This is a genomic window from Halomonas sp. 707B3 (assembly GCF_024158645.1).
Lineage (GTDB): Bacteria > Pseudomonadota > Gammaproteobacteria > Pseudomonadales > Halomonadaceae > Vreelandella > Vreelandella lionensis.
The window spans coordinates 1-4,416 of the sequence record NZ_JAMZBE010000216.1 but is presented as its reverse complement, the minus strand read 5'-3'; the positions used below and the strand labels follow the sequence as shown (position 1 = coordinate 4,416).

General features: G+C 58.4%; 3 protein-coding genes and 1 pseudogene. 1 reads left to right on the top strand and 3 read right to left on the bottom strand.

Annotation, left to right across the window (positions count from 1 at the left end):
• Positions 1–322, top strand: a pseudogene (locus tag BIS10_RS17640) (erythrose-4-phosphate dehydrogenase); the annotation flags it as partial.
• Positions 323–336: 14 nt separating this feature from the next.
• Here BIS10_RS17640 and BIS10_RS17635 read toward each other — a convergent pair.
• The 3 genes from BIS10_RS17635 to BIS10_RS17625 form a co-directional block, all read right to left on the bottom strand.
• Positions 337–1,368, bottom strand: coding sequence for a LacI family DNA-binding transcriptional regulator (locus tag BIS10_RS17635; protein ID WP_301282094.1), 1,032 nt, complete (start codon positions 1,366–1,368; stop codon positions 337–339).
• Between the two features lie 196 nt (positions 1,369–1,564).
• Positions 1,565–2,671, bottom strand: coding sequence for an ABC transporter ATP-binding protein (locus BIS10_RS17630; RefSeq protein WP_253507278.1), 1,107 nt, complete (start codon positions 2,669–2,671; stop codon positions 1,565–1,567).
• A gap of 65 nt (positions 2,672–2,736) precedes the next feature.
• The gene (locus tag BIS10_RS17625; protein WP_083026005.1) at positions 2,737–4,353 is read right to left on the bottom strand and encodes an alpha-glucosidase family protein; all 1,617 of its coding nucleotides are present in this window, start codon (positions 4,351–4,353) and stop codon (positions 2,737–2,739) included.
• Between the last annotated feature and the right edge of the window lie 63 nt (positions 4,354–4,416).

Sequence of the window (4,416 nt, the reverse complement as noted above, 5' to 3'; positions counted from 1 at the left end):
GTTCGATGGCCTGGCCGTGCGCGTGCCGGTGATCAACGTTTCCCTGGTGGATCTAACCTTTACTGCGGGTCGTGATACCACCAAAGAAGAGATCAACGCGATCGTTGAGAAAGCCGCCGCTAACTCGCCGGTGCTGGCCGTCAACGCCCAGCCGCTGGTGTCTATCGACTTCAATCACGATGCGCACTCATCCACCTTTGACGCTAACCACACCCGTGTAAACGGTCGTCTGGTGAAAATCATGGCGTGGTATGACAACGAGTGGGGCTTCTCCAACCGCATGTTGGATACCGCCATCGCGATGCAGAAAACCGCCAAATAACGCCTGTTTGATCTTTAAGGGCAGGTATCGCCCAGCAGCAGCTCGGTTTTGAGCAGCTGCTGGGTTTTTGGTATCCGCCCCAAAATCATTTTGGCGGCGACTCGCCCTTTGCCTGCGCTGTCCTGGCGTACGGTGGTTAAGCGTGGTGCCCGGTACTGCCCTTCGGCAATGCCGTCAAAGCCGGTAATTCGTAACTCCCCTGGGACGTGAATGCCTCGCTGTTCTGCTAGCGTTAGCGCAGTGAGTGCAATTCGGTCTGACATGCATAGCAGCAGATCTGGACGCTGCTCAGCGGGCAGGTCGATGATCTCGGTAATCACCGGCGAGCACACGTCAAACACGTTCTCTTCAATATTCCACAGCGGAACCTGTTCGGTATCAAAGCCATGTTCGGTGAGCGCGGCATGAAAACCAGCCAGGCGCGCACGGCTTATCGTGCTGCTGTCGGGCAGCATCGTGTGCTCTTTGGTCACCCGGCCATTGCAGTGCTCTTTGGTTAAACGCAGGTTGATAATGGCAGGACGAAGAGGGCGCTGCTTAAGCGCATGGGTTGCCATCGCGTAGCTGGCGTCGCGGTCATCGATATGTACCGTGGGGCAGCCGTCAATATCAAAATCCACCGACACCAGTGGGCGCTGCGAAGGCAGCTCACTCAACAGCTTATTGTTGGGCATCAGCCCGTAAACGATAAATCCATCGGCGATATTAGCCGAGCCGGGCGGCTGGGAAGCGTGGCCTCGGCCCGGCAGCAGTAGCATGGTGTGGCCGTGGGCATCCAGCACTTCGGCCACGCCGGAAAGAAACTCGCTAGCAACGGCATCGTTCAAACTGTAGGTCAGGCTTTCGGCCAGAATCACCGCTACGATACTTGAACGTCCGGTGCGCAGGCTGCGCGCTTTGGCGTCTGGCCCGTTGTAACCTAGGCGCTTGGCTTCTTTGAGGATGCGGTCTCGTAGTAGGGGGGAGAGCTGGTCGGGTCGGTTAAAGGCGTTGGAAATCGTCGCGGTTGAGACGCCGAGTTCGAGCGCAAGGTCCTTTAGGGTCATTCGGCGAGGGGCGGTCACGGTGCTTCCTAAACAGGTGAAGAACGTTAGCGGAGAGGGTGCGTGCCTGACACATTTACAGCGCAGGCTAATTATTTGATTGTCGCGCACAGAATAACGGCCTTGATGGTGTGACGACTACCCTCTTTGGGAAGACGTTTCACCTAGCCAAGGCCGTGATGAGGCTTTCTAGCAGTATTTAAGCTGCTGTGCGTGTAGCAGAGAGCATTAACGCGGCGCCGCTTTCGTCGAATAAATGAACATGTTTGGTATCCGGCACCAGCGATACCTGCTGGCCCTCTTTCCACTGGCTGGGCGCTTCGCTGCGATGGATCAGCAAGGTAGAGCCCTCTTTCGGCTCCAGATACACGTAGACCTCGTTACCCAGGTACTCAACGTTGACGATATCAAAGCAGTTATCGCCCTGAGGCGCTTCCAGGCGAAGGTGCTCGGGACGCACGCCAAGTGTGAGCGAGGTGCCTTTCGAGTAAGCGTCGCCCGCTTGGGGCAATGATACTTCTCCCACTCCCGCCGCTTTCACTCGGCAGCCGTCGGCGGTGCCGCTCAGTAGCTCGGCGGGCATAAAGTTCATGGTGGGCGAGCCAATAAAGCCGGCGACGAACTTGGTGGCCGGACGCTGGTACAGCTCGTGAGGGCTGCCCACTTGCTCGATATGACCGCGGTTTAGCACCACGATTTTATCCGCCAGGGTCATGGCTTCGACCTGATCGTGGGTGACGTAAATCATGGTAGAGCCGAGACGGTTGTGCAGGCGGGCGATCTCGTTACGCATCTGCACCCGCAGCGAGGCATCCAGGTTGGAGAGCGGCTCGTCAAACAGCAGAATGCGCGGCTCCCGCGCCATGGCACGGCCCATCGCCACCCGCTGGCGCTGGCCGCCAGAGAGGGCTTTGGGCTTACGGTGTAAAAGCTCTTCCAACTGCAGGATTTTTGCCGTGCTCATCACCCGCTCGTGAACGGTCTCTTTGGCGGTGTTGGCCAGCTTAAGACCAAACGCCATATTGTCGTAAACGGTCATGTGCGGGTAGAGCGCGTAGGACTGAAACACCATGCCTACGCCGCGTTCACGAGGCGGTAAGTCGTTGACCACGGTGCCGCCAATATTCAGGTCGCCATCGGTGATTGATTCAAGACCGGCGATTAAGCGCAGCAGCGTGGATTTACCGCAGCCGGAGGGGCCAACAAATACGACAAACTCACCGTCGCCAATGGAAAGATCAACGTCTTTGATGATGTGATCGCGGCCAAATACCTTATTGACCTTTTCAAGCGTAACACTTGCCATGGTAACTCCTTGCCGACCTCGATCGGAGCGGGTCGGCTATCGTTATTAACTGTTATGGGCGGCGTTTAGGCAACCTGCATAAAGGCGGCTTGGTACGCGGGCAGCGTGAGCGTGCTGCCGTCTCGCGTGGCGGTAAAGTGGGCGACCGGCAAGTCGCTGGCGACCTCCACAGGCAGGGTGGTTTGCTGCTCTTGCCCGGTCAGGTTGAACACGCACAGCAGGGTCTCGTCGCCTTTTTGACGGGTAAAGCCAAGTAGCTCCTCGCCAACGTCTACCAGTGCCAAGTCGCCATCGAACATTGCCGGTTGGCTGCGGCGGAACGCTAGCAGGGCGCGTACGGTGTTGAGCGTGGCGTTGGGGTCATCCTGCTGGCGGCTCACCGCCAAATCCAAGTGACGAGCTTCCATGGGCAGCCACGGTTCCACCGGAGAGAAGCCGCCCTGTTCGCCGTCGGTCCACGGCATGGGCGTGCGGCAGCCGTCGCGGCCTTTAAACTCAGGCCACAGCACTTTGCCGTAGGGGTCTTGAATGCGCTCGAAGGGCACGTCCGCTTCCGGCAGGCCCAGCTCTTCGCCTTGGTACAGGCACACGCTGCCGCGCAGTGAGAACAGCATGGCCAGCATCACTTTCGGGTAGGCGTTGGGGTCTTCGTCAGCCCCCCAGCGAGTCGCGCTACGCACCACATCGTGGTTGGAGGTTGCCCAGCAGGGCCAAGCGTCGCCTGCTAAGCGCTGGAAGCGTTCAATCACTTCGCGCAGGTAGCTGGCGGAGTGGGGCATGTTGAGCAGGTCGAAGGTGTACGCCATGTGCAGCTTATCGCCACCGGCGGTGTACTCGGCCATGCGCTCTAGCGGGTTATCGTCGCCAATTTCACCTACGGTGGTGGTGCCGGGGTACTCATCCATCAGCGCACGGAGGTCTTTGAGGAAGTCCAGGTTTTCCGGGCGGCTGAGGTCGTAGACATGGCGCTGCCAGGTATAGGGGTTTGCTTCCGGGGCGCCCAGGGTTTTGGCTTCGCCTTTCGGTACCGGCGGGTTGTCCCGCAGCTCGGCATCGTGGAAGTAGAAGTTGACCGTATCCAAGCGGAAACCGTCGACACCCAAATCCAGCCAGAAACGCATGTTGTCGAGCTGTGCCTGACGCGCTTCCGGGTTGTGGAAGTTGACGTCCGGCTGGCTGGTCAGGAAGTTGTGCAGATAGTACTGCTGGCGCCGGGAGTCGAAGGTCCACGCCGAGCCGCCAAAAATCGACAGCCAGTTGTTGGGCGGCGTGCCGTCGGGTTTCGGGTCGGCCCACACAAACCAGTCGGCTTTAGGATTGGTGCGATCCTGGCGGCTCTCCTGGAACCAGGGGTGCTGATCGGAGGTATGGCTGATCACTTGGTCGATCATCACTTTCAAGCCCAGCGAGTGAGCTTTTTCCAGCAGCGCCTTGAAGTCGTCCAGGGTGCCGAACATCGGGTCTACGTCGCGGTAGTCACTCACGTCATAGCCAAAGTCGAGCATCGGCGAGGTGAAAAAGGGCGATAGCCAGATGCCGTCCACGTTGAGGGAAGCCACGTAATCCAGCTTTTCGGTGATGCCGTTCAGATCGCCTACGCCGTCGCCACGGCTATCTAAAAAGCTGCGCGGGTAAATTTGATAGATTACACCGCCGCGCCACCACATCATGTTGTCTTGCATTACTTAGTTCCTTAAAAACGGTTGCTGAGGTTTATCAGCGAATTCATAGAGGCGTTATTGCGC